The sequence below is a fragment of the Williamsia sp. 1135 genome (assembly GCF_002095395.1).
In the GTDB taxonomy this organism is placed as follows: Bacteria; Actinomycetota; Actinomycetes; order Mycobacteriales; family Mycobacteriaceae; genus Williamsia.
This window is the reverse complement of sequence record NZ_MJEI01000106.1, coordinates 145,524-169,241: the sequence shown is the minus strand read 5'-3', so window position 1 is coordinate 169,241 and position 23,718 is coordinate 145,524. Positions and strand designations below refer to the sequence as shown.

The 23,718-nt window shown below is 64.7% G+C and carries 28 protein-coding genes and 1 pseudogene; 12 read left to right on the top strand and 17 right to left on the bottom strand.

Going from position 1 to position 23,718, the window contains the following annotated elements:
• Window positions 1-12 precede the first annotated feature (12 nt).
• From BFL43_RS25305 to BFL43_RS25295, 3 genes are all read left to right on the top strand, one after another.
• A complete protein-coding gene (locus BFL43_RS25305) occupies window positions 13-1,239 on the top strand; it encodes an alpha-hydroxy acid oxidase (protein ID WP_084895916.1) in 1,227 nt (408 codons plus the stop codon).
• 57 nt (window positions 1,240-1,296) lie between these two features.
• Window positions 1,297-2,307: a LacI family DNA-binding transcriptional regulator gene (locus BFL43_RS25300; protein ID WP_084895914.1), complete on the top strand. Its 1,011-nt coding sequence runs from the start codon at window positions 1,297-1,299 to the stop codon at window positions 2,305-2,307.
• A 112-nt stretch (window positions 2,308-2,419) separates the two neighbouring features.
• The gene (locus tag BFL43_RS25295; RefSeq protein WP_084896177.1) at window positions 2,420-4,672 is read left to right on the top strand and encodes a molybdopterin-dependent oxidoreductase; all 2,253 of its coding nucleotides are present in this window, start codon (window positions 2,420-2,422) and stop codon (window positions 4,670-4,672) included.
• A 42-nt stretch (window positions 4,673-4,714) separates the two neighbouring features.
• On the opposite strand, the gene BFL43_RS25290 is transcribed toward BFL43_RS25295, so the two are convergent.
• The gene (locus BFL43_RS25290) at window positions 4,715-5,524 is read right to left on the bottom strand and encodes an LLM class F420-dependent oxidoreductase (RefSeq protein WP_240498476.1); all 810 of its coding nucleotides are present in this window, start codon (window positions 5,522-5,524) and stop codon (window positions 4,715-4,717) included.
• A gap of 214 nt (window positions 5,525-5,738) precedes the next feature.
• On the opposite strand from BFL43_RS25290, the gene BFL43_RS25285 reads away from it, so the two are divergent.
• Both BFL43_RS25285 and dtd read left to right on the top strand, forming a co-directional pair.
• Window positions 5,739-6,278, top strand: coding sequence for a hypothetical protein (locus BFL43_RS25285; protein ID WP_143695552.1), 540 nt, complete (start codon window positions 5,739-5,741; stop codon window positions 6,276-6,278).
• 9 nt (window positions 6,279-6,287) lie between these two features.
• Entirely contained in the window at window positions 6,288-6,725 is a 438-nt protein-coding gene (gene dtd / locus BFL43_RS25280; protein WP_084895908.1) for a D-aminoacyl-tRNA deacylase, read from the top strand.
• Window positions 6,726-6,829: 104 nt separating this feature from the next.
• Here the strand turns inward: dtd and map are convergent, their stop codons facing one another.
• From map to rpsH, 9 genes are all read right to left on the bottom strand, one after another.
• Window positions 6,830-7,621, bottom strand: a complete 792-nt coding sequence (gene map, locus BFL43_RS25275; protein ID WP_084896176.1) for a type I methionyl aminopeptidase — start codon at window positions 7,619-7,621, stop codon at window positions 6,830-6,832.
• Between the two features lie 45 nt (window positions 7,622-7,666).
• Window positions 7,667-8,212 (bottom strand): adenylate kinase, encoded by a 546-nt coding sequence (locus BFL43_RS25270; protein ID WP_084895907.1) that lies wholly within the window; start codon window positions 8,210-8,212, stop codon window positions 7,667-7,669.
• Window positions 8,209-9,534, bottom strand: coding sequence for a preprotein translocase subunit SecY (gene secY / locus BFL43_RS25265; protein WP_084835425.1), 1,326 nt, complete (start codon window positions 9,532-9,534; stop codon window positions 8,209-8,211). The genes BFL43_RS25270 and secY overlap by 4 nt, the downstream gene beginning before the upstream one ends.
• A 186-nt stretch (window positions 9,535-9,720) precedes the next feature.
• A complete protein-coding gene (rplO, locus tag BFL43_RS25260) occupies window positions 9,721-10,161 on the bottom strand; it encodes a 50S ribosomal protein L15 (protein WP_084895905.1) in 441 nt (146 codons plus the stop codon).
• A 5-nt stretch (window positions 10,162-10,166) separates the two neighbouring features.
• A complete protein-coding gene (rpmD, locus tag BFL43_RS25255) occupies window positions 10,167-10,346 on the bottom strand; it encodes a 50S ribosomal protein L30 (protein ID WP_084835423.1) in 180 nt (59 codons plus the stop codon).
• A gap of 4 nt (window positions 10,347-10,350) precedes the next feature.
• Window positions 10,351-11,019 (bottom strand): 30S ribosomal protein S5, encoded by a 669-nt coding sequence (gene rpsE / locus BFL43_RS25250; RefSeq protein WP_084835422.1) that lies wholly within the window; start codon window positions 11,017-11,019, stop codon window positions 10,351-10,353.
• A gap of 37 nt (window positions 11,020-11,056) precedes the next feature.
• The gene (gene rplR / locus BFL43_RS25245; RefSeq protein ID WP_084895903.1) at window positions 11,057-11,461 is read right to left on the bottom strand and encodes a 50S ribosomal protein L18; all 405 of its coding nucleotides are present in this window, start codon (window positions 11,459-11,461) and stop codon (window positions 11,057-11,059) included.
• Window position 11,462: 1 nt separating this feature from the next.
• Window positions 11,463-11,999, bottom strand: coding sequence for a 50S ribosomal protein L6 (rplF, locus tag BFL43_RS25240; RefSeq protein WP_084835420.1), 537 nt, complete (start codon window positions 11,997-11,999; stop codon window positions 11,463-11,465).
• A 12-nt stretch (window positions 12,000-12,011) separates the two neighbouring features.
• On the bottom strand, window positions 12,012-12,410 hold the full coding sequence (gene rpsH / locus BFL43_RS25235; protein ID WP_084835419.1) for a 30S ribosomal protein S8: 399 nt from the start codon (window positions 12,408-12,410) through the stop codon (window positions 12,012-12,014).
• A gap of 400 nt (window positions 12,411-12,810) precedes the next feature.
• Between rpsH and BFL43_RS25230 the strand changes: the two genes are divergently transcribed.
• Both BFL43_RS25230 and BFL43_RS25225 read left to right on the top strand, forming a co-directional pair.
• Entirely contained in the window at window positions 12,811-14,571 is a 1,761-nt protein-coding gene (locus BFL43_RS25230) for an alpha/beta-hydrolase family protein (protein ID WP_240498475.1), read from the top strand.
• Between the two features lie 16 nt (window positions 14,572-14,587).
• Window positions 14,588-15,991, top strand: coding sequence for an AIM24 family protein (locus BFL43_RS25225; RefSeq protein ID WP_206186746.1), 1,404 nt, complete (start codon window positions 14,588-14,590; stop codon window positions 15,989-15,991).
• Window positions 15,992-15,993: 2 nt separating this feature from the next.
• Here the strand turns inward: BFL43_RS25225 and BFL43_RS25220 are convergent, their stop codons facing one another.
• Window positions 15,994-16,881, bottom strand: coding sequence for a hypothetical protein (locus BFL43_RS25220; RefSeq protein WP_346425995.1), 888 nt, complete (start codon window positions 16,879-16,881; stop codon window positions 15,994-15,996).
• A gap of 162 nt (window positions 16,882-17,043) precedes the next feature.
• Between BFL43_RS25220 and BFL43_RS25215 the strand changes: the two genes are divergently transcribed.
• Window positions 17,044-17,646, top strand: coding sequence for a DUF4262 domain-containing protein (locus BFL43_RS25215; RefSeq protein WP_084895899.1), 603 nt, complete (start codon window positions 17,044-17,046; stop codon window positions 17,644-17,646).
• A gap of 114 nt (window positions 17,647-17,760) precedes the next feature.
• Here the strand turns inward: BFL43_RS25215 and BFL43_RS25210 are convergent, their stop codons facing one another.
• From BFL43_RS25210 to rplN, 4 genes are read right to left on the bottom strand one after another with little or no spacing between them, the layout of a single operon-like run.
• Entirely contained in the window at window positions 17,761-17,946 is a 186-nt protein-coding gene (locus BFL43_RS25210) for a type Z 30S ribosomal protein S14 (RefSeq protein WP_023955966.1), read from the bottom strand.
• A 1-nt stretch (window position 17,947) separates the two neighbouring features.
• Entirely contained in the window at window positions 17,948-18,526 is a 579-nt protein-coding gene (gene rplE / locus BFL43_RS25205; RefSeq protein ID WP_084835417.1) for a 50S ribosomal protein L5, read from the bottom strand.
• Between the two features lies 1 nt (window position 18,527).
• Window positions 18,528-18,842: a 50S ribosomal protein L24 gene (gene rplX, locus BFL43_RS25200; RefSeq protein WP_084835416.1), complete on the bottom strand. Its 315-nt coding sequence runs from the start codon at window positions 18,840-18,842 to the stop codon at window positions 18,528-18,530.
• A 1-nt stretch (window position 18,843) separates the two neighbouring features.
• Window positions 18,844-19,212, bottom strand: a complete 369-nt coding sequence (gene rplN, locus BFL43_RS25195; protein ID WP_084835415.1) for a 50S ribosomal protein L14 — start codon at window positions 19,210-19,212, stop codon at window positions 18,844-18,846.
• A 215-nt stretch (window positions 19,213-19,427) separates the two neighbouring features.
• Between rplN and BFL43_RS25190 the strand changes: the two genes are divergently transcribed.
• From BFL43_RS25190 to BFL43_RS25180, 3 genes are all read left to right on the top strand, one after another.
• Window positions 19,428-19,958 carry a hypothetical protein gene (locus BFL43_RS25190; RefSeq protein ID WP_084895898.1) on the top strand — a complete coding sequence of 177 codons (531 nt, stop codon included), beginning with the start codon at window positions 19,428-19,430 and terminating at the stop codon, window positions 19,956-19,958.
• 177 nt (window positions 19,959-20,135) lie between these two features.
• Complete coding sequence (locus BFL43_RS25185) at window positions 20,136-20,651, top strand: DUF4190 domain-containing protein (protein ID WP_084895896.1); 516 nt, start codon at window positions 20,136-20,138, stop codon at window positions 20,649-20,651.
• Window positions 20,648-21,163: a VOC family protein gene (locus BFL43_RS25180; RefSeq protein WP_084895894.1), complete on the top strand. Its 516-nt coding sequence runs from the start codon at window positions 20,648-20,650 to the stop codon at window positions 21,161-21,163. Before BFL43_RS25185 ends, BFL43_RS25180 begins: the two co-directional genes overlap by 4 nt.
• 33 nt (window positions 21,164-21,196) lie before the next feature.
• Here the strand turns inward: BFL43_RS25180 and BFL43_RS25175 are convergent, their stop codons facing one another.
• Both BFL43_RS25175 and BFL43_RS25170 read right to left on the bottom strand, forming a co-directional pair.
• Entirely contained in the window at window positions 21,197-21,934 is a 738-nt protein-coding gene (locus tag BFL43_RS25175; RefSeq protein ID WP_084896171.1) for an SDR family NAD(P)-dependent oxidoreductase, read from the bottom strand.
• A gap of 71 nt (window positions 21,935-22,005) precedes the next feature.
• A pseudogene (locus BFL43_RS25170) lies at window positions 22,006-22,951 on the bottom strand (alpha/beta hydrolase family protein).
• Window positions 22,952-23,138: 187 nt separating this feature from the next.
• Here BFL43_RS25170 and BFL43_RS25165 point away from each other — a divergent pair.
• Window positions 23,139-23,690: a TetR/AcrR family transcriptional regulator gene (locus BFL43_RS25165; RefSeq protein ID WP_240498474.1), complete on the top strand. Its 552-nt coding sequence runs from the start codon at window positions 23,139-23,141 to the stop codon at window positions 23,688-23,690.
• Window positions 23,691-23,718: the final 28 nt, after the last annotated feature.

The following is a 23,718-nucleotide window of genomic DNA, read 5'->3' as shown; positions in this document are numbered from 1 at the left end:
CGACACAGCGCTATGAAACGACAACTGCCGAAGGTCCATGACCTCGCGCCCCTGATGAAGTTCAAGAAGCCGGAGTTCGACGCCAAGAAGCGGCGACTGGATGCCGCTCTCACGATCGAGGACCTGCGCCGCATCGCGAAACGCCGCACCCCGAAGGCCGCCTTCGATTACACCGACGGTTCTGCCGAGGCCGAGATCTCCATCGGCCGTGCCCGGGAAGCCTTCGCAGACATCCAGTTCAATCCGGCGATCTTGCGTGACGTCTCCAAGGTGAGCACCGGTTGGGAGGTCCTCGGCGCCCCGGTGTCGTTGCCGTTCGGTATCGCGCCCACCGGTTTCACCCGCATGATGCAGACCGAAGGCGAGATCGCCGGCGCCCATGCCGCGGCACGGGCAGGCATCCCCTTCTCGCTGTCCACCATGGGTACCGCGTCCATCGAGGATGTCCAGGAGGCCAATCCGCAGGGCCGCAACTGGTTCCAGCTCTACATGTGGAAGGAACGCGAACGCTCGATGGCGCTGGTCGACCGGGCCGCCAAGGCCGGTTACGACAGCCTGCTCGTCACCGTCGACGTCCCGGTCGCCGGCGCGCGCCTGCGGGACAAGCGCAACGGGATGTCGATCCCTCCTGCGCTCACCCCGGGCACGGTCCTCAACGCGCTGCCGCGCCCGAGTTGGTGGATCGATTTCCTCACCACCGAACCGCTGGCCTTCGCCTCCCTCGATCGCTGGTCGGGCACCGTTGCCGAACTGCTGGACACCATGTTCGATCCGACGGTGACCTTCGACGACCTGGCCTGGATCCGCGATCAGTGGCCCGGCAAGATCGTCGTGAAGGGCATTCAGACCGTGGCCGACGCACAAGCTGTGGTCAACCTGGGTGTCGATGGCATCGTGCTGTCGAATCATGGTGGACGGCAACTCGACCGGGCACCGATCCCCTTCCATCTGCTCCCGGACGTCGCCCGTGAGGTCGGTTCCGACACCGAGGTCCTCCTCGACACCGGCATCATGTCCGGGGCAGACATCGTCGCGGCCATCGCGCTCGGCGCGCGTTTCACCCTGATCGGCCGGGCCTACCTCTACGGCCTCATGGCAGGCGGCGAAGCAGGCGTCAACCGGGCCGTCGACATCCTCGCCGAACAGGTCGAACGCACCATGCGACTACTGGGTGTCACCTCGCTCGAGGAGTTGACCCCGGCGCACGTCACGCAGCTGACCCGACTGGCTCCGCGCTAGCCTGTCGGGGGACGCGGGGGTCGGGTGTCCACCCGGAGGTCGGAAAGGGAAGCAGCGATGTCGGTGAGCATGCGCGAGGTGGCCGCAGCCGCGTCGGTGTCCATCGGGACCGTGTCGAATGTGCTGAACGCCCCCGACAAGGTAGCGCCGGCGACTGTCGATCGAGTGCACAAGGCGATCACCGAACTCGGCTTCGTACGCAACGACGCTGCGCGGCAACTCAAAGCAGGTAGGTCGCGCTGCGTCGGCCTGATCGTCCTCGATGTGGGGAACCCGTTCTTCACCGATCTCGCCCGGGCCGCAGAGCGGCAGGCGGCGGAGAACAACCTCACCCTCCTGCTGGGTACGTCCGACGACGATGTCGCCCGCGAGCACATGTACATCGAGACCTTCGACGAGCAGCGGGTTTTCGGCGTTCTGGTGTCGCCGGTCGGCGACGATCTGAGTCGGCTCGAAGCATTGCACCAGCGCGGAACGCCCGTGGTTCTCGTCGACCGTAACGGGCAGGGGACGGTGTTTCCGTCGGTCGCCGTCGACGATGTCGCCGGTGGCGCGCTGGCGTGCACGCACCTGTACGAGACCGGGAGGCGTCGGCTCGCCTTCGTCGGCGGCCCCCGCGGTCTGCACCAGGTGGCCGACCGACTGCGCGGCGCTAACGAGGCGATCGCTCGGGTACCCGACGCAACGCTCGAGGTGATCGAAACGCCGTCGCTGAGTGTGCTGGCAGGCCGCGCCGCGGGCGAGGAGATCCGCAGGCGTCCGGCGAACGAGCGTCCCGACGCCGTCTTCTGCGCCAACGACCTCCTGGCCATCGGGATCCTGCAGGCCCTGACGATGCTCGGCGACATCGCGGTACCCCGCGACATCGCGCTCATCGGCTACGACGACATCGACTTCGCCCAGTCCGCCGTGGTCCCCCTGTCATCGATCAGCCAGCCGAGCCGCCAGCTGGGGTCCAGCGCCATCGAGCTCCTCGTCGATGAGATCTCTCGGTCTCCGCAGACCCCGCCCCGCCATGTGCTCTTCCAGCCGCGCTTGGTCATCCGGGCCTCCACCGCTCCCGCCTGACCCGCTGATCGGGTCGGACCAACGAGGCCTCCGACCGCCATCCCTGGTGTTTCCGGCCACCATTGTGGAACACTCGTTGTCAGATGTGAGACGGATCACCAGGGAGCTGCTCATGGCCGAGAACAAAACAACCTTCTGCCGAATCTGCGAACCGCTGTGCGGGATGATCGCCACCGTCGAAGACGGCAAGCTGCTTTCCCTGCGGCCGGACAAGGAGAACCCTCTGTCGAAGGGGTTCGCCTGCCCGAAGGGAATCGCCTTCAGCGAAATCGTCAATGACCCCGATCGAGTGCTGCACCCGCTGCGGAAGAACGAGTTCGGCGAGTTCGAACAGGTCTCGTGGGACACCGCGATGAGCGAGATCACCGAGAAACTGGCCGCGATACACAAGCGCGACGGAGCGTCCGGTATCGGTTGGTACTTCGGCAATCCCGCGACCTTCTCGACGGGCCACACCCTCTGGGTCGCCAACTTCACCACGCTGCTCGCCACGCCCCACGTCTACTCCGCTGGCTCTCAGGACGTGAACAACCGCTTCGTGGCCAGCCATTTTCTCTACGGCACCCCTGTCGCCGCCCCCATACCCGACATCAACAGAGTCCAGTTCCTCGTCATCATCGGCGCCAATCCCGTTGTCTCGCATGGCAGCGTGATGAGTTCGCCGCGTATCCGCGAGGGGCTCACCGCGATCACCAAGCGCGGCGGTCGGGTCTTGGTCATCGATCCACGGCGCACCGAGACGGCCCGAGAGTTCGACTGGCAGCCGATCGTCCCAGACACCGATGCCCTGTTGCTGCTGTCGTTGCTGCACGTGATGTTCGACGAGAAGCTCGCCGACGACGACCGGCTTCGCGAACAGGCCACCGGGGTGGCGGCCATCAAGTCGCTGGCGGCGAAATATCCGCCGGAGCTGACCTCGGAGCGCACCGGCATCGACGCCGACACCGTGCGGGACCTCGCCCGCACCCTGGTGCTCACCGACCGCGCGGCACTCTATGGCCGGGTGGGCACCTCACTCGGCCGGACCGGCACCCTGACCACGGCGCTGCTCGACATCGTCAACCTCGTCGCGGGCAACCTCGACGCGGTCGGCGGCTCGATGTTCGGCGACCTGGGTATACCCGGACAGCGCGTCGGAGTCACTGCCATGCAGCATGTTTCGAACTTCGCGTGGAACGGTCGGCGCAGTCGGGTCGGCGGCTTGCCGCAGGTCCTCGGCACCGCTCCGGCGTCGCTGATGGCCAAAGAGATGCTGACCCCGGGCAAGGGACAGCTCAAGGCACTGTTCGTCAGCGCGGGCAATCCGGTGCTGTCGGTGCCGAACGGCGACGAACTCGTCAAAGCCCTCGGCGGGCTCGACCTGATGGTGTCGCTCGACTTCTATCAGAACGAGACCAATGCCCACGCCGACTACATCTTGCCGACGACCACCATGTACGAGCGGGCCGACTTCCTGATCCCCTTCCAGCCGCTGTTCACCACACCCTTCAAACAGGCGACCGACGCGGTCATCCCGCCCATGGGCGAAGCCCGCGAGGAGTGGCAGATCGTCAACGAGCTCGTCGCCGCGCTCGCTCCCCAGGCACCGGCACTCCGTGGGCTGCATCTGTTCAACAAGCTCGCCGCCCGAATCGGCAAACCCTGGACACCGACAAGACTCTCGGATCTGGTGGTCCGGCTGGGAACGGGTGGGGATCGCTTCGGATTACGCCGCGGCGGACTCACGTTCAAGCGGCTGCTCGACAAGTTCCCGCACGGCACCATCGTCGCCGACCATCTCGAACCAGGTCAGTTGGGTAAGTTCGTCACTCATCGGCACCGCAAGATCCGCCTCGACGCACCCGAATTGCTCGCCGAGATCGACCGGCTCGACCCTGCCGACGACCCGTCGTACCCGTTGCGGCTCATCGGAATGCGGGAGATCCGGTCGGAGAACAGCTGGCAGCACAATGCGCCGCTGCTCCTGCGCGGCGGACGCGCTCACAGCGCCCGTATGCACCCTGCGGACGCAAGCGCTCGCGGCCTCGACGAGGGCGACCTGGTCACGGTGACGTCCCGGCACGGACAGATCGCCCTGCCGATCAGCGTCACGGACGACATCAAACCCGGGGTCGTCGCCATTCCTCACGGCTGGGGACACAACGGCACCGGTGGCTGGACGAAGGCGAACGATGCCGCGTCCAATGAACTCGGTAGCGGCGGTGCGAACGTGAACGCCCTCATCTCGTCCGATCCCGAGGATCTCGAACGACTAGCCGGCATGGCGAACATGACCGGCGTGCCCATCGAGGTGACACCGCTCGAGCAGTCGATCCGCGCCCACCTGGCCTCCCAAGCTCCGGAATTGGTGGATTCTGGCGAGTAAAACCGCAGGTCGGACTCACCAGAACCCACCAAGATCGGGGGGTCAGATGAGTTTCGCGAGCTCCTCGACGATGTCGACATCACCCAGGATCTGGATGGCGACGTGGTCGGCGCCCTGGCCGAGGTGTGAATCGAGCTGTTCACGGACCACCTCCGCGCTGCCGTGCGCGACGAGTGCGTCGATCAACGCATCGGTGCCGCCGTCGGCGATGTCGGCATCGGTGTAGCCGAAGCGCTTGAGGTTGTTCGTGTAGTTCTGCAGATGCAGGTACGGCTGGTCCACGTAGGGTCGGCCGACAGATCGGGCGAGTTCGGCGTCCTCGGTCAGCACGACCTTGTGCTCGGGTGCCAGGAACTTGTCCGGGCCGAGGATCTTGCGGGCGTACTCCGTATGAGCTGCTGGTACGAGATACGGGTGCGAGCCCAACGCGCGGTCTCGGGCCAGACGCAACATGCGGGGTCCGAGGGCTGCGATCACCCTGCGGTCCGCGGGGACCCCACCCTCGTCGAGGACGTCGAGGTAGGCCACCAGCGAGTCGTAGGGACTTCTGTACTCCTGCACGGCCTCCGGATGGCTGACCCCGATGCCCAGCAGAAAGCGGCCCGGAAAATCAGTCTCGAGCTGGTTGAACTGCTCGGCGATCTCCGCGGCTTCGGTGTTCCAGATGTTCGTGATACCCGTCGCCACCCGGATCGACGACGTCGCCTCGAGGACCTTGCGTGCCGGCGTCAGCGACCGCGGCGAACCTCCCAGCCAGATCGTGCCGTAGCCGAGTTTCTCGATCTCCAGTGCCTGTTGCGGGGATATCGCCGAAAAGCCGGCCCACACCCCATGAGTTCCGAATCCAGTCATACTCCAATGCAACTCCCCCAACGCGGAGGCCATTCCACCGGGCGTCATTCGTGCGCAGCAATTGTTTCGCGAGAACACCGATACCAGGACACATGTCCGTATTGTCGGCCGCATGCGGATGACCGTCGTTCTCGCTGCTTCGCTCCTGACAGGACTTGTCGGCTGTGCGTCCGGCGACGGGGGCTCGACCGACCAGAGTGCACCATCCCGATCCGTGACCGAAGTTCGAACGATCGAGCCGGTGGACGCGGGCGGCACCCCGATGCCCGGTTACACCGCACGGGACGTGCCGACGTTCGCACCGCTCGACTGCTTCACCGATATCACCGGCGGCCTGCGCTGCTCGGACACTCCGGAAGGTCTTCGCTTCTGCGTCGAGGCCGGCGAGAGCACGGCAGCGTGTCTCGCCGATCCGCGAGATACCGAATTCGGCCTTGTGGGCGCAACTCTCACGTTCATGACCGACGTGAGCCCGTACGTTCCCGCCGGCCTCGACCTGGCCGACGGTTCGCGCTGCACCCTCGGCCGCAACCCGATGGCGATGGCGACCGGAAACGAACGATTCGTCCATGTCTACGAGTGCACGGACGGCCCGACCCAGGGCGTGTACGTCGAACCCCTGGCGGAGATCGGTAATCCGGTGAGGTACGTCATCGACCGCACGTCGGATCGGTGGACGGTTCAAGGCGGCGACGACTCCGGCCCGACACGAACGGTTGAGGTGGCCGTCGCCTACGAACTGTTCAGTCGTTAGGTTGGCTGGATGAGAGCTGTACTACAGAGGGTCACGTCTGCATCGGTGAGCGTCGACGGTGAGGTGGTCGGCGAACTGACCATCCCTGCCGGTACCCACGGACTCGTCGCGTTGATCGGTGTGACGCACGACGACACTCCCGACACCGCTGCCAAACTCGCCGACAAGATCTGGCGGCTGCGCATCCTGGAGGGCGAGAAGTCCGCCGCAGACCTGGACGCACCCGTTCTCGTCATCAGTCAATTCACCCTGTACGCCAATACCGACAAGGGACGTCGCCCGTCGTGGAATGCGGCGGCGCCGGGTTCGGTCGCCGAGCCACTCGTCGAGGCGGTGGTCGCGGCCCTGAGAGCATCGGGAGCCCACGTCGAAACCGGCAGATTCGGCGCGAACATGCAGGTTTCGCTGGTGAACGACGGCCCGGTCACGATCGAACTCGAAGTGTGACTCGACGCTGGCGCCCCGAGATCGTCCCCATCTGCGGCCATGAGCGGCATAGTGCCCGCGAACACCCGCCAGGGGGACGATGTCAGGGAGTTTTCGACGTGGGCCTACGGACGGGTGGTGAGAATCCGCGGACCATCGCCGGTGACGACCACCGTGTGCTCCCAGTGCGAAGCCCTGGTCCCATCATCGGTGACCACGGTCCAGCCGTCGTCGAGCTCGGTGGTGTCGACGGTACCCAGCGAGAGCATCGGCTCGATCGCCAGCGTCGAACCGATCACCAGGACCGGGCCGCGGCCCGGTTTACCCTCGTTGGCGAGGAACGGGTCGAGGTGCATCTGCCTGCCGATACCGTGGCCGCCGTACCCGGCAACGATCCCGAAAGTGCGACCAAAGGTCTTTTCCGCTGCGCGGGTTGCGGTTTCGATCGCGTGGGAGATGTCGGTGAGCCTGCCGCCGTCGACCATCGCGGCGATGCCGGCGTCGAGGGCTTGCTGGGTGGCGGCGTTCAGATCCTGATCGGCCTGCGACAACTCGCCAACCCCGAACGTCCAGGCCGAATCACCATGCCAGCCATCGAGTATCGCGCCGCAGTCGATTGACACCAGGTCATGCTCGGCGAGAATCACATCCTTTGACGGGATGCCGTGCACCACAACCTCGTTCACCGAGCTACAGATCGAACCGGTGAAGCCGTGATAGCCGAGGAATGAGGGCACCGCGCCCGCGTCTCGGATCACCGACTCCGCGATCTGATCGAGCTCCAGCGTGCTCACACCGGGCCGCGCAGCTTCACGCACTGCCACCAGCGCGTTGCCGACGATTGCGCCGGCCGCGGCCATGGCGTCGACTTCACCGGCGCTACGAAACGGCACCGGCTTGGGCTTACGAAAACCCATCTTCACACCTGCGCATTCTCGTACTCTGCCGCGAGGGCCGAAACGTCAGGCGCCCAGAGCGCGGAGCACGCGCTGATGGACCTCGTTGACGTCGCCCATCGCGTCGATCGTCTTGACCGTGTCGGCGTAGTACTCCAGCAACGGCGCGGTCTCGCTCAGATAGACGTGCATACGGTTGCGGATGACCTCTTCGGTGTCATCCGCGCGGCCGCGGGCCAGCATGCGCTTGACGACGACATCCTCATCGACGCCGAAGGACAGCACTGCGTCGAGCTTGGTGTCGAGCTCGGACAGGATCTCGGTGAGCGCATCCGCCTGAGTCGTGGAACGCGGGAACCCGTCGAGAATGAACCCCTTGGTCGCATCGGGCTCGGCGACGCGCGCACGCACCATGTCGACGGTGATCTCAGACGGCACGAGGTTTCCGGCATCCAGGTACTTCTTCGCCTCGACACCGATCGGGGTGCCCTGCGAGATGTTGGCGCGAAACAGGTCGCCGGTCGAGATGTGCGGGATACCCGCGCTCTCGGACAGCAGCTCTGCCTGCGTACCCTTGCCGGCTCCGGGTGGGCCGAGAATAACCAGTCTCACTTCAGGAACCCTTCGTATTTACGCTGCATGAGCTGCGAATTGACCTGTTTGACGGTGTCCAGACCGACACCGACCATGATCAGCACCGCGGTGCCGCCGAACGGAATGTTCTGCACACCGCCGGAATTGCCGATCTCCAAGAAGAGGTTGGGCAGGACCGCGATGGTGCCGAGATAGATCGAGCCGGGCAGCGTGATCCGGCTGAGCACGTAGCCGAGGTAGTCGGCGGTCGGCTGACCCGGACGGATACCGGGGATGAAGCCGCCGTACTTCTTCATCTCGTCGGCGCGTTCCTGCGGGTTGAATGTCACCGCCACGTAGAAGTACGTGAAGAAGATGATCATCAGGAAGTAGATGAGGATGTACACCGGGTTGCTCGGATCCACCAGGTAGGTCTGGATCGCGCGCTGCCACCACGATGGTTCCTCGGTCTGACTCTGCGTCAGCTGCAAGATCAGGTTGGGCAGATACAGCAGCGACGACGCGAAGATGACCGGGATGACGCCGGCCTGGTTGACCTTGAGCGGCAGGTACGTCGACGATCCGCCGTACATCTTGCGGCCGACCATGCGTTTGGCGTACTGCACCGGGATCCTGCGCTGACCCTGCTCGATGAACACCACACCGGCGACGATCGCGAGCGCCGCCAGGATGACCAGGAAGAACACCAGGCCACCGCGGGTGTCGAGGATGGTCTTGCCCTCGGACGGGATACGCGCGGCGATACCGGCGAAGATCATCAGCGACATACCGTTACCGATGCCACGCTCGGTGATCAGCTCGCCGAACCACATGACCACACAGGCGCCCGCGGTCATCACCAAGACGATGATGAAGAGGCCGAAGATGGACTGGTCCCGCAGGATCTGGTCACCGTTCTGACAGTCTCGCAGCAGGTCACCGCGGTCGGCGAGTGCGACGATGCCCGTCGACTGCAGCAACGCCAACGCCACCGTGAGGTAGCGCGTGTACTGCGTCATCTTGGCCTGGCCGGACTGACCTTCCTTACGCAGCTGCTCGAACCGTGGGATCACCACGGTCAGGAGCTGGACGATGATGCTGGCCGTGATGTACGGCATGATGCCGATCGCGAACACCGACAGCTGGAGCAGGGCTCCGCCGGAGAACATGTTGATCAGGGAGTAGATGCCTGCGGAATCTCCACGCGAGACATCGTCAAGACATTGTTGGACCTGCTGATAGTCCACACCGGGCGACGGGATGGTCGCGCCGAGACGATAAAGAATGATGATTCCCAGAACGAAGAGAATCTTCCGCCTCAGGTCGGGTGTCCTGAAGGCCGATATGACGGCGGAACGCACTAACTCCTCCTGGGCAATGTCGCTCCGGCAGCAGCGTTGCACCGGGCTACAAACAACTCTTGAACTCTAACAGTCACCTTGTTGGAACCACGTTGGGTGACTGCCGGAGTGACGGACGACGCAGCGATGATGCCGCGCCGTCCGCCACTGTAGCGAGTCCTGGGTGATCGATGGACTACGGCCGCCTTACAGGACGGTCGTGGATCCGCCCGCGGCGGCGATCTTCTCGGTGGCAGAGGCGGAGAACTTGTTGGCGGTGACCTGCACGGCCACCGTCAGCTCTCCGTCGCCGAGCACCTTGACCAGTTCGTTCTTGCGAACCGCGCCCTTGGCGATGAGGTCCTCGACACCGATGGTGCCCCCGTCGGGGAACAGCCGGTTGATGTCGGCCAAGTTCACGACCTGGTACTCGATCCGGTTGCGGTTGGTGAAGCCCTTGAGCTTCGGCAGCCGCATGTGGATGGGCATCTGCCCACCCTCGAAACGAGCAGGCACATTCTTGCGCGCCTTTGTGCCCTTGGTGCCGCGACCCGCGGTCTTACCCTTGGATCCCTCACCGCGACCCACACGGGTCTTGTCTGTCTTCGACCCCGGAGCGGGGCGAAGGTGATGCAATTTGATTGTCATTGCGGTTAAACCTCTTCGACTGTCACGAGGTGCCGAACCGCTTTGATCAATCCACGGTTCTGGGCGTTGTCCTCGCGGGTGACGGTCTGGCGGATCTTTCGGAGACCGAGGGTCCGCAGGCTGTCACGCTGATTGCTCTTCTGCCCGATGGTGCTCTTCACCTGGGTGATCTTCAGCTCTGCCATGTCGTTATGCTCCCTGTCCTGCACGGGCACGCAACATACCGGCCGGAGCGACGTCCTCGATCGGCAGTCCGCGACGTGCGGCCACCTCTTCGGGACGCTGCAGCAGCTTGAGCGCAGCCACGGTCGCGTGCACGACGTTGATCGAGTTGTCGCTGCCGAGGCTCTTGCCGAGGATGTCGTGGACACCCGCGCACTCGAGCACGGCACGCACCGCGCCACCGGCGATCACACCGGTACCGGGGCTGGCCGGACGCAGCATCACGACACCGGCAGCGGCTTCGCCCTGCACGGGGTGCGTGATGGTCGCGCCGATCATCGGGACGCGGAAGAAGCTCTTGCGAGCCTCCTCGACACCCTTCTGGATCGCGGCAGGGACCTCTTTGGCCTTGCCGTAGCCGACGCCGACCAGTCCGTTGCCGTCACCGACGACGACGAGGGCGGTGAAGGAGAACCGACGTCCACCCTTGACCACCTTCGAGACGCGGTTGATGGCAACCACGCGCTCGAGCTGGTTCTTGTCTTCCCGGCCACCGCCGCGCTGGTTGTCGCGCCGATCGCGATTGCCGCCGCCACCGCGGCGGTCGCCGCCTGCGTTGTTGGCGTTGGGGTCATTGCTGTTGCTTCCGGCGGGTCCGCTTCCGGTACCGCCGTCACGCCGCTGACGTCCCGGCATCAGATGGTCCTTCCGTTGCAAGTATTCGTATCAATCATCAGAACTCGAGCCCTCCCTCGCGGGCGGCGTCCGCCAGAGCGGCGATACGACCGTGGTAGCCGTGGCCACCGTGGTCGAACACCACGGTCTGCACGCCGGCAGCCTTGGCGCGGGCGGCGATCAGTTCGCCGACCTTCTTGCTCTGTGCCGACTTGTCGCCGCCGGCACTGCGCACGTCTGCCTCGATGGTCGAGGCGGCGGCGAGGGTGTTGCCTGCGAGGTCGTCGATCAACTGCACGTGGATGTGCCGTGACGACCGCTTGATGGCCAGACGGGGACGCTCAGGAGTGCCGCTGACCTTCTTGCGCAGCCGGAAGTGGCGGCGGTTGTTGGAGACCCGGCGACGGGTGGAGACGTCCTTGCCCAGGGGCAGACGCTTTGGCTTTACTGTTGCTTCACTCATGTCACTTACCCGTCTTTCCGACCTTGCGACGGATCTGCTCACCCTCGAAGCGAACGCCCTTGCCCTTGTACGGGTCCGGACGGCGCAGGCGGCGGATGTTCGCCGAGATCTGTCCGACTTGTTGCTTGTCGATTCCCGAAACCGAGAACTTGGTGGGCGATTCCACCGCGAAGGTGATGCCCGCAGGCGCCTTGATCGGCACCGGGTGGCTGTACCCGAGCGCGAACTCTAGGTCGCTGCCCTTGAGCGCGACACGGTAACCGACACCGAAGATCTCCAACTTGCGGACATATCCCTCGGTGACACCGGTGACCAGGTTGGCAACCAGGGTGCGGCTCAAACCGTGCAGCGCACGATTCTTGCGCTCGTCGTTGGGACGGGTCACCACAATGGTGTTGTCCTCAACAGCGACATTGATCGGTTCCGAGATGTCAACCGACAGAGTCCCTTTGGGGCCCTTGACGTTGACGGTCTGGCCGTCGATCTTCACGTCTACTCCGGCCGGGATGGCGACCGGGTTCTTTCCAATACGCGACATTGTTTTTGCCCCTTACCAGACGTACGCGAGGACTTCGCCGCCCACGCCCGCGCTGGCGGCTTGGCGATCGGTCAGCAGACCCGAGGACGTGGAGATGATCGCCACGCCCAGGCCGCCGAGCACCTTGGGCAGATTGGTGGACTTTGCGTAGACCCGCAGACCCGGCTTGGAGACGCGACGCAGGCCGGCGATGCTCCGTTCGCGGGTGGGGCCGTACTTGAGAGAGACGACGAGGCTCTTACCGACCTCTGCGTCCTCCGTGCGGTAATCGGTGATGTAGCCCTCGCGCTTGAGGATCTCGGCGATGTTGGCCTTGATCTTCGATGCGGGCAGGGTCACCTCATCGTGGTACGCCGAGTTGGCGTTGCGCAGACGAGTCAAGAAGTCTGCGATCGGATCAGTCATGGTCATAACAGACCGTCAACCTTTCTCGCGGCGGTTCCCATGCAGCATGTGCGCACCGGTTCCCCGCCCTCGACTCTCGCCGAAGGACTGCGGGCCTCGCACGTCACATCGTGGGCCTACTACGAAGTGAGTTTTGCGTCCTGACCGACCGTTGCCGGTCAGGGGTGTTGCTCCCCCGAGTGCACGGATGCACTCGGGAGTTTTCAAAGCTCGATGGCCAAGAAAAATGGTGGTCACCAGGGGCGTTTTGGACGTGCGCGAACACATCCCACCCTGGGCAACCGTTCTAGTGTAGGGAACTGTGCTGCTCAGGCCAAATTACTGAGATCATCGACTGGTCGCCGGCAGGGTCGGTGAGGAGCCGGCGCTGATACGGTGGCTGATCCGAACCAAGGGAGCGCAGCCGGTGGCAGCCCACAGTGACATCTCCTCGGCGAACACCTCCGGTGCTGACGCGCCCGGTGCGCCCGTAGACCCGCCGGACTCCGCTGCGACGTCGGCGGGCGCACCGGTTCATGCATCAGAGCCGCCGTGGTGGCGTCGACACCTACAGCGGTACGCATACGCCGGCATGGTGGTCGCGCTCGTCTTCCTCTTGTTGTCGCTGACACCGTCGCTGCTTCCGCGGGGCCCATTGTTCCAGGGTGTCGTCAGTGGCGGCTCCGCTGCGCTGGGCTATTGCCTCGGCGTGTTCTTCACCTGGCTCGTGCGGTTCATGATCTCGCGGGACGAACCCTGGCGCAGCGCGGGCCGGGTGGCCTGGCTGGTCCTCGCGGCGTCTGCGGTGGTCGGCACGTCGCTGATGCTCGTCTGGTTCGCTTCCTGGCAGAGCGAGATCCGCGACCTGATGGGGGTCGATCACCTGAGCTGGAGTGCGTACCCGACGATCGCGGTGGTCGGGCTCATCGTGTTCTTCCTTCTCATGTCTCTGGGTCAGGGCTTCGGGTTCGCGGTGCGATGGTGCGTACGACAGCTCAACAAGGTCGCGCCGCCACGGATCTCCGCGGTCATCGGTGCCGGTGTCGTCGTCGTCCTGACGGTGTTCATCCTCAACGGGGTGATCGTGAACTACTCGATGCAGGCCCTCAACGCCAGCTTCGCCGCCGCAAACGACGAAACGAAAGCCGACTCATCGCCACCGACATCCTCACTCCGTTCCGGCGGCCCCGGGTCGCTCGTGTCCTGGGATTCGCTCGGCCGCGAGGGTCGGGTGTTCATCTCGAAGGGCCCGGACGTCGAGGCTTTGACCCGGTTCAACGGTGTTCCCGCCACCGAGCCGATCCGCGTGTACGCCGGCCTCGAGTCCGCCGACTCGGTCCGCGAGATCGCCGAACTCGCGGCCGAAGAACTGGTCCGGACCGGCGGCCTGGAGCGCCAGGTGGTCGCGGTCGGATCCAGCACCGGTAGCGGCTGGCTGAACAAGGGGACCGTGGACTCGCTCGAATACATGTACAACGGCGACACCGCCATCGTCAGCATGCAGTATTCGTACCTCCCGAGCTGGCTGTCGTTCCTCGTCGACAAAGAGCGTGCCCGGCAAGCCGGCCGGGCGCTCTTCGAGGCGATCTCCGAACGGGTCCAGGCGATCCCGGAGGCACAGCGACCAAAACTGGTGGTCTTCGGAGAGAGTCTCGGGTCGTTTGCCGGCGAGTCCGCCTTCGGCAGCATCCCGGCGCTGGCCGCGCGCACCGACGGTGCACTCTTCAGCGGTCCGACGTTCAACAACACGCTGTGGAACGACACGACAGCAGATCGTGATGCCGGTTCGCCCCAGATCCTCCCGATCTACGACAACGGCAGCCAGGTCCGGTTCATCGCCGATGAAACAGACCTCGACCGACCGGATGCGCCCTGGAAGCAGTCACGGATCGTCTACCTGCAGCACGCCAGCGACCCGATCGCCTGGTGGAGTCCCCGGTTGATCCTGAACGAGCCGGACTGGCTGAAGGAAACCCGCGGTGACGACGTCCTGTCGTCGACCCGGTGGATCCCGTTCGTGTCGTTCTTACAGGTCTCGGCAGACTTGGCGGTGTCGACCGGTGTCCCCGACGGCCATGGTCACAATTACCTGTCGGCCATTCCTTACGCGTGGGCGGCGATTCTCGACCCGCCGGGATGGGACCAGGCGAAAACCGAGGCCCTGGTCCCGCTCTTGAATCGAGACTGACCCACCGCCTGGAACAATGGAGCAGGTCATGAGAGAACTCGCTCCGGGAGAGAACACTCCCCTACCATCACCGCAGGTCAGCGTAACGGTCACCTGTGCGTCGCCGGTCAACACGTCGGCGGTGCTGCTGACCACATCGGGCCGGGTCCGCTCCGACGACGACCTGATCTTCTACAACCAGGCGTCCGGTCCCGGTGTCAGTTACAGCAGTGCCGGTCGAACAGACGTGATCACCATCGACACCACGCGCCTGCCCCGCGACATCGAGACGGTCGCGATCACGGCCAGCCTCGACGGCACCGGGCCCACCGCCTTCGCGACGGCGGGCACGCTTCGGGCCGAGCTCCGCGACGGCTCCGGCGCTCCCACGGTGTCGTTCACCCCGGCGCAACTGACCTCCGAGGCCGGTGTCGTGTGTATGGAGGTCTACCGGCGCGGCGACACCTGGAAGGTCCGCGCCGTCGGCCAGGGATACGACGACGGACTCGCAGGTCTGGCCCGGGCCTTCGGGATCCAGGTCGACGACGATCCCCCGCCGCCTGCGCAAACACCCGATCCGATGCCGTGGCCACCTGCGAGCCAGGGATCACCACCGGCCACGCAGGGCTCACCGCCGCCGCCGCAACCCGCCTACCCGCAGACGCCACCGCCCGCACCTTCGCCCCAGCAGCAGGGAGTTCACGCCATGAACAGTGACCTTTTCAACCCGGCACACGCGGAGGTGTCGGGAACCGGCATCCAGAAGCAGGGCAGCAAGATGTGCCGGGTCGGCATGAACGGCGAGGTGATGGCGCGGTCCGGGTCGATGGTCGCCTATCAGGGCGATCTGAAGTTCGAGGCGCTCGGCTCGGGCGGCATCAGCCGCGCCATCCGCAACACCCTCACGGGCGAGGGTGTGCCGCTGATGAAGGTGACCGGCCGCGGCGACCTGTTCCTCGCCGACGCCGCGAGCGACGTCCACCTGATCGACCTCGACGGGTCGGACGGCCTGACCATCAACGGCGCCAACGTCCTCGCGTTCGATTCCACCCTGACCTACGACGTCAAACGCGTCCAAGGTGCCGGCGCCCAGGGCAACGCCGGACTGTTCAACTGTGTCTTCACCGGTCGTGGTCGCATCGCGATCACCACCGACGGCAACCCGGTGGTCCTGACCGTCGATCAGCAGACCTTTGCCGACCCCAACGCCGCGGTCGCGTGGTCGTCGAGTCTGCAGACCAGCGTCAAGCGCAACGACTCCTTCAATCTCGGGACGCTCATGGGTCGCAGCACCGGCGAGCGTTTCACCCTCGCGTTCAGCGGACAGGGTTTCGTCGTCGTCCAACCGTCGGAGATGCCACCGGGCGGATTGATCGGCGGTACCGGCGGCGGCAGCCAATCCGGTGTGCAAGGCGGCCTCGGCGGTTTACTCGGGCGGTAGGTTCAGGCGATTTTGTCCCCCTCAGGTGGGGCGGAGGGAACATTCCCCTCGGCCGGCGCTGACCGGGCCGAGTTTCGCTGTCGCATCCGGTGACGATCGGTCTGGGTGATCGCCCGGACATCAGCCATGACTTCGTTCCAGCCGTACAGCACGTCGTCATACGTGATCCGCATGGTCAACCACCTGCCGACCAACGCATTTCGGTCGCGGCGTCGGTCATTCTGGTAGTTGTCGAAACTGGTGTGATGTTCTTTGCTATCGCATTCGATGAGCAGTCGTCCCACGCGCAGATCGACCCATCCGACCTCTGGTATCGACGGCTGGACATGCACGGTGAACCCCGCGGCGCGCAACCTGAGACGGGCCAGCGACTCCGTACCTGACTGAGAGCGCTGGTCACACTTGTCCATCAGGTTCCTGATTTGCCCTGAGATGGTCCCCATCTCCAGCTGCAACTTCGACACGGTCAGTCCGAGGGTGTTCAGGACCGAATCGCAGACGACGACCCAATCCTCGGCCGACATGCACCGGGACGCGCAACCCAGCGCAACCGGAACGGAATCGAGCGCCGCGTCCGCCGGCCTCGGTCGACCGGGACCTTGGCAGGATCCGGCCCGTAGCTGCTTGCCGTGCTTGCTCGCGCGGACGTGCAGGCGGTCGTAGTAGCCGGGCGGGACCCACAGCCCGTGCTTGCGCAAGGCCGAGACACACCCGAGAACTCCCCCGCGCCGAACCGCCTCCGCCACATCGGGATCCGGCGTGGCAGTCGCATACCAGCCAGAGCGCAGCCTGGTCAACGAGCCGTCCCGCACGCACCTGCGCAGGTGGGGTTCGTCGACCCCGAGTCGGCGCAGCTCGTTTCGGCTGTAGACACCACCATCCATGACCATCCGACGCATGGCAGACGGGTACCGGTTCACTCGTGGTGAAAATCGGCCCTTTCCGTAGTCACGGAGGGAACATTCCCGTCCGGTTGTCCTTAAGGGGACAAAGATCGCCACTTGTCAGCAGGCACTGCTCCACTCGTCTCAACATCGAACAAAGGAGCGAACATGTCGGACTACACCGAGGCGATCAGGAGCCTTCCGCGCTGGCATCCCCACCCGCTGGTCAATTCGGCGATCAGCAGGGTCAAGACAGAACGGTGGCTCATCACCGCCGTCAGCGACGAATGCGAATGCGACTCGGACGACTGCCGACCGCCCGACTGCTCATTCGCATATACGACCGGCCTGGTGATGCATTCGCTGCCCGAACTGGCGGTGTACGGACTGAACGCGAGAACCAGTGGGCGGGTGCTCGACGAACTGGGCGACCTTCTCCATGGGTACCAGTGGAGCGCCATCGTCGCGCAGGGCATCGAGTTGTCGCTACGCGCACTGCAAGCACCGGTCCGACTGATCGAACTCGTCGACAAGAGCGATCTGCTGATCACCAACGAGCTGTTCCCGAATTCGGCTGCCCTCCAGGTCGTCTGGTCCGACGAGCACGGCAGGTATCCGTGGATGGATGACTACGCTCTGTTGCCCGATGACCAACAGGTCAAGGGGGTGATGCCACTGGGGCGGCAGCAACCTGGTGGACCTCACGACATCATTCACGCACGTGGACCCAACAGAGCCCACCGACGGCAGGCACACCGGCGCCGAAAGTAGCCACAGCCCGCGGTATCTCATTCCGACAAACGCTCCGGAAACACAAAGACGCTCCACCAATAGGTGGAGCGTCTTTGTAAAAGTGGAGCGTTTGCGAGCCGTGAGGCTACAAAATCACCAGCTGCTCTTCTGCACACCGGGCAGCTCGCCCGCGTGTGCCATCTCGCGCAAGCAGATACGGCACAGGCCGAACTTGCGGAAGACCGAGTGCGGGCGTCCGCAACGGTTGCACCGGGTGTAGCCACGCACGGCGAACTTGGGCTTCTTGTTGGCCTTGTTGACCAGAGCCTTCTTTGCCATGTCAGTTGTCCTTCACGTTGGGGTCTTTGAACGGGAAGCCGAGCTGACGCAGCAGTGCCCGACCTTCGTCATCGTTGGTCGCGGTGGTGACGACGGTGATGTCCATGCCGCGGGGCCGATCGATGTTGTCGATGTTGATCTCGTGGAACATCGACTGCTCGTTGAGACCGAAGGTGTAGTTGCCGTTGCCGTCGAACTGGCGATCGCTCAGACCGCGGAAGTCCCTGATACGAGGCAGCGCGATGGAGACGAGCCGGTCGAGGAACTCCCACATGCGATCGCCACGAAGAGTGACGCGCGCACCGATGGGCATGCCCTCACGCAGTTTGAACTGCGCGATCGACTTGCGGGCCTTGCGGACCTCTGGCTTCTGGCCGGTGATCAGCTCGAGGTCTTTGACCGCGCCGTTGATCAGCTTGGAATCACGGGCGGCGTCGCCGACACCCATGTTCACGACGACCTTGACCACGCCGGGGATCTGCATGACGTTGTCGTACTGGAACTGCTCGTTGAGCGCGTCCTTGATCTCCGCGCGGTAGCGGAGCTTCAGCCGAGGCTGGATCTTCTCAGTGGTGCTCATGTCAGATGTCCTTCCCGTTCTTGCGGGAAATGCGGACGCGCTTGCCGTTGTCGTCGGTGCGGTAGCCGATGCGCGTCGGATTGCCGTCGGAATCAACAACCATCACGTTCGAGACGTGGATGGCGGCTTCCTGGGTGACGATGCCGCCCGAGGATGCGCCGCGTTCATTCTGCGAGGCGGAAGTGTGCTTCTTGATGCGGTTGACGCCTTCGACGAGGATGCGGTTACGCGCTGGGTAGGACTCGATGACCTTGCCCTTTGCGCCCTTGTCCTTGCCTGCGACGACGATGACGGTGTCACCCTTGTGAACCTTCATGTCAGAGCACCTCCGGAGCCAGCGAGACGATCTTCATGAACTTCTTCTCGCGCAGCTCGCGGCCGACCGGGCCGAAGATGCGGGTTCCGCGAGGATCGCTCTCGTTCTTGATGATGACGGCGGCATTCTCGTCGAACTTGATGTACGAACCATCAGCACGACGGCGCTCCTTGGTGGTGCGCACGATGACCGCCTTGACGACCTCTCCCCGCTTGATGTTTCCGCCGGGGATGGCGTCTTTGACAGTGGCGACGATGACGTCCCCGATGCCGGCGTAGCGCCGTGACGAGCCTCCGAGCACGCGGATGCACAAGATTTCCTTGGCACCGGTGTTGTCGGCAACCCGCAGGCGTGACTCCTGCTGGATCACTTTTTCTCCTTGACCTGGTTTGCAAATATGCCCGCCGGATTTCCGACCCGACGCGCGCGGTCTTGCCACCCGCGACACGGAAGTGCCCAGGCAACCGTTCTAGTGTAGGGAACTCCCTGGTGGAAACCAAATCACTGTGGCTGCCACATGGCCCGCGGACGCCTCGCGAAGCTAGGTTAGTGTTGGCTTACCAACCAGGTGTCGAGGAGTGAGATATGAACATCCGCAAGAGTACGGCCACGGCGGCCCTGATCGGTCTGGCCGTGTTCGGTGCCGCCGCGTGCAGTGACGACAGCAGCTCGGATTCGTCCACGACGACGAGTTCGGTTGCCGCCGAGACGTCGGCCGAGGCCTCGACGTCGAGCAGTTCGGGTGCCGGCAGTGAAACCGCGAGTGCACTGGAGGTCACCGAGGCTCAGGCCACCTTGCGTACTGTTCTCTCGCCCGACACGGACCCCGCGGAGGCGGCGAAGCTGGTCGACTCGACCGACCCCGGGATCGGGATGCAGCTGTCCGGACTCGCGCGCGGCTTCACCGCGGCCGGATACACACCCGACAAGTTCACCGTCACCACCGTGACGGCCGACGGGGCCGACACGGCGACCGTGAACGTCGAGGTTGCGAGCCCTCACGCACCCGCGCCCGTTGCCATGCCGGTCACCTTCGTCAACGCCGGCGGGCAGTGGAAGCTCTCGTCCACCTCGATCGCCGATCTCGCCTCGATGGGCGGCAGCCACGGCGGTTGATCCCGACGGTCACCCTCTGACGATGCCCGGCAACGTTCACGTGGCCGGGCATCGCTGTATCCGCTCCCCCGCCACCTGCGGCCCTCACCTTCTCCCGTCCTTCGAACGTCGGACAGATCACACCAGCCCCCACCCCGCTTCCTTTAAACTGGCGGCCACAGTCGACGAGAGGCACCGATGACCGATGCTGACGGGGCGAATCGGACCACGGGTGGGGATCGGGACACCGGGCCGGATCTGAACAAGTACCCCGCACCGCCCGCGGCCGATGCCGAGTATTGGCAGCCGTACGACCCGTACCCGCCGTACCAGGCCGACCCCCTCGCCGCCCTCGATCAGCTGTATCCGCCCTATCCTGTCGCGTACCCGCCGAGCCACTTCCCGGGGCCCTACTCCCTCAATCCCTATCTGATGGCTCCGCATCTGGCGGCCCCGCCGAAGACGAACGCCATGTCGACTGCGGCGATGGTCTGCTCACTGGTCGCCATCCCGGGTGTCTTCATGTGCTTCGGGTTGGCACTCGCGCCGGTCGGCGTGGTCCTCGGCATCATCGGGCTCGGGCAGATCAGAGACCGGCCGAACGAATCCGGTGAGGCGCAGGCGTGGACCGGAATCATCGTCGGAGGTTTGGTGACCCTGCTCTGCGTGCTCGTCGGCGCGATGTGGTTCGCCTTCGCCCTGGACGGCCTGTGACGCCGCCGTATGCGCACGGGCCGATCTTTCAACTCGCCTGGGTCGTAGCCGACATCGCGGCCGCCGAGAAAGAGTTCACGGCGGCCTACGGCGTCGACTCCTGGCTCCGCATCCCTGATGTCGCGTTCACGCCCGAACGCTGCACCTATCGCGGACGGCCCGCCGACTACACCATCCACGTGTCTCTCGGATATGCCGGTGGACAGCAGCTCGAACTCATCGAACCCGTGGCAGGCGACAATCTGTACGCCGAGTTCCTGAGCTCCCATGGACCAGGCCTCCATCACGTCGCCTGGATTCCGGAGGACTTCGACCGCACCGTCGAACAACTACGCACAGCCGGCGTCGACATCGTTCAATCCGGCGAATTCTCCGGTGTGGGAATGGAATTCGTTTACATCGAGGGCGGCACCCTTGGGTCGTACGTCGAACTGATGAAGCTCTCGGACGACATGCGGTCGATGTTCGACGGCCTGGTGCCGCACGGGTACGCGAACCCCTGGCAGCGTTGAGCCCATCGGCCGGATCTCCCGGCCCACCCGGGGTCAGTCGGCCGAGCGGCCGTTGTCGGCGGCGTACACGGCGCCGTGCACTGCCGAAGCGTCATCGCTGGCCAGAAAGGCGATGAGTTGTGCCACCTCGTCGGGTTTCGACATGCCCCGCGGCGATGCGGTTCGCATGATGAGGTCGAAGTCGGCGCCGTCCGGTGCGACGAAATTGCTGACCTGAGGGGTCAGCATGCCGCCAGGACAGACCGCATTGACCCGCACCGCGGTGTGCGCGAACTCGACGGCCAAAGCCCTAGTGAGTCCCACGAGTCCGTGTTTCGCGGCGCAGTATCCTGCCGAATAGGCCTGTCCCTGGGTTCCTGCGGTCGACGCGACGTTGACGATGTTGCCCGCCGTCCGCAGAAGATGCGGCAGGGCGGCGCGGCACAGGAAGAACGGGCCGTTCAGGTTGACGGCGAGGTCACGGTGCCACTCGTCGTCGGTGACCGCGGGGGTACGCATGGTGTGCGCGCCCGCGACGTACACCAGTGCATCGATACGGCCGAACTCCGTGACGGTATCGGAGATCGCGTCAGCGCAGGCACCGGGATCGGCGAGGTCGGTGACACGCCACCGGCCCTGCGGCACCTCGGCAAACACCTCGGACAAACGACCCTCGTCTCGTGCCAGACCGTGAACTCGCGCGCCACGCGACGCCAGCAGTCGGGCAACGGCTGCTCCGAGTCCCGACGATGCCCCGGTCACGACCGCGACCTTTCCGGCGAGCGCGGACAGGCCAGGGTTCTGCACGGCAACGGTCATGCGACCATATAAGCACGTCCGCTTAACGGAGGAAGATGGTCACCTCAGATATCGAGCGCCTCGGCGATCGTGGGCCAGGACCGATGAAGGTCTTCGTTCCAATAGCCCCAGGGGTGCAAGCCTTCGCGGTAATCGAACGTGATCTCCACACCTGCGGCGTCCGCCTTCGCCTCGAAGGACCGGGTGCACGCCAGGGCCGCCGCCTCGAGCAGACCGCCGACCGGCGAGGCCAGGCCCGCCAGTCCCAGCGCCGGGTCGGGCAACCCGCTGCCGACCGCCACGTAGAGCGGCTTTCCACGCAAGTCCGAGATGTTCACCCCTGGGTCGTGCGCCTCCCAGGTCTTGTTGTAGACCGACCCCCACATGTTCTCCGGTTCACCGCCTCGGGTCCGAACCGATCCCGTGGTCGCGTTCTGCGCTGCGGGGTCACCGAGATCGAGGCAGCCGCTGAGCAGCACCGCGCCGGCGTACAGGTCAGGGTTACGCACCGCGAGCATCATCGCGCCCGTCGCCCCCATCGACAGTCCCTCCACGGCGTTGCGCCCGTTGCCCTGGAAGGTCGCGTCGATCAACGGCGAGTTCCTCGACCAAGAATGTTTCCCACCTGTTCCTGCCGAGCGCGGGGTCATCGCGCTGCCAGTCGGTGTAGTAGCTCCCGGTACCGCCGATCGGCAGTACGACGTTGACGTTCTTGTCGGCCATGAAGTCGACGATGTCCGTGTACTGGGTCCATCCGCTCTGCGTGTACCCGCTGTACACGCCGGCGTCGATGCCGTCGAGCATGTAGAGGGTGCGACGCTGTGCGCTCGGCCGAGGCTTCGTCGGCAGGAGTACGTCGACCCGGACGGCTCGGGGCATGGCGGGCGAGTAGACCGTGAGCTCGGCCCGATGCGGCGTGACCATGACCATCGATCGCATCTCGGCCTGCTCCACCCGTTCTCGACCGGCAGGGACGGCGGACGCTGTCGATGGCACCCCAAGCTCACAAATGACACAGAGGATCACTGCAGTTATGATTATCGAAAGCTGCCGTCTCACTTGCGATTCCCCCGAACGTCAGTACCCACGAATGCGTCACCCGGCGAGAAGTAAACCATGTCAACGCTCAGCGTGATGAGTGGACGATAAGCTCGGAGGTCACATGGCAGACAACGGGGCCGACCACAGGAAACGTGAGTTGCTCGACGCCGCCGAACGGCTGATCGCGACCCGCGGCTATGAGGTGCCCCTGCGGGACGTTGCCGTGGCAGCCGGACACCGCAACAACTCAGCCGTGCAATACCACTACCGCAACCGCCAGGGACTCATCGCAGCAGTTGTGGCCCGCCGCCTCGGTCCGATGGAAAGCGAACGGGCAAATATGCTCGAAGCCTTTGCCGCACAAGGTAAACAACCAACAGTCCGCGATCTGATCGAAGTGCTGGTGTTGCCCATCCTGCAGATGAAGGGCACGCACTACGCCCGTTTTCTGGAGGCCATCCGCCCACACTGGCCGGACGAATCCATCCCAACAGGTTACACCGAATGGCCGAAAGTTCTTGACCAACTGAACAAATCAATCAAGGCCGACAAACCGGCCAGGATTCGCCGGGTCACAGCAGTGGCCACCGCGATGTTCTCACTCATCGCAGACTACGAACGGCGCACCGAGCTCGGTGAGCAATCCGACTCCGAGCCGGACGAGATCGTCGACATGCTCAGCGCCATGATGACCGCAGGACTTGACTGACCCCGCAGGTTTGCCGTAATGCGCTTAG